This window comes from Synechococcus sp. R6-5 (assembly GCF_047461775.1).
GTDB lineage: Bacteria > Cyanobacteriota > Cyanobacteriia > Thermostichales > Thermostichaceae > Thermostichus.
Map to the genome: position 1 here is coordinate 1 of NZ_JANSHV010000331.1, position 591 is coordinate 591.

General features: G+C 61.1%; 1 protein-coding gene. It reads right to left on the minus strand.

Going from position 1 to position 591, the window contains the following annotated elements; translation table 11 throughout:
* Positions 1-3 precede the first annotated feature (3 nt).
* On the minus strand, positions 4-537 hold the full coding sequence (locus tag NW818_RS13465; protein ID WP_414424837.1) for an adenine phosphoribosyltransferase: 534 nt from the start codon (positions 535-537) through the stop codon (positions 4-6).
* Between the last annotated feature and the right edge of the window lie 54 nt (positions 538-591).

Here is a 591-nt window from a genome sequence, read left to right on the forward strand (position 1 = left end):
TTATTATTGACTAGAGTCATGCTCTACCATCACCACATGGGCAGGGATCCCAGGGGGAAGAGCCTTGCAGCCGGACAAAAAGGCCAGCTCGATTAAGAAGGCAAATCCCCCCACCTCAGCGCCGCTCTGGGCCACCAATTGGGCGGTGGCAGCGGCTGTACCCCCGGTGGCAATGACATCATCCACGATCAACACCCGCTCTCCAGGCCGCAGGGCGTGGGCGTGCAGTTGGAGCTGGTCTTGGCCGTATTCCAGGCTGTAAGTCTGGCTGAGCACCGGCGGCGGCAGTTTGCCTGGCTTGCGAACCGGGACAAAGCCCAAGCCCAGGTGTTGTGCCAAAGCAGCCCCTAAAATGAACCCCCGCGACTCGATGCCGACCACATAATCTAGGGATCCCATGCCGGTGGTGCCGGCGGCCAACTGTTCAATAGCCGCCCGGAAGCCTGCCGGATCCTGCAGCAGGGGGGTCATATCCCGAAAGAGGATGCCGGGTCTGGGAAAATCGGGCACCAAGCGAATGAGGGCTCGCAGATCCATCCTGTTTTCCTCGCTGGCCAGTGGCTTGCTGTTCGCGTTAGCGGGACGGAGTCC

Coding starts and splice junctions, on each gene's coding strand:
- NW818_RS13465 (WP_414424837.1), bottom strand. CDS start 537: ATGGATCTGCGAGCCCTCATTCGCTTGGTGCCCGATTTTCCCAGACCC.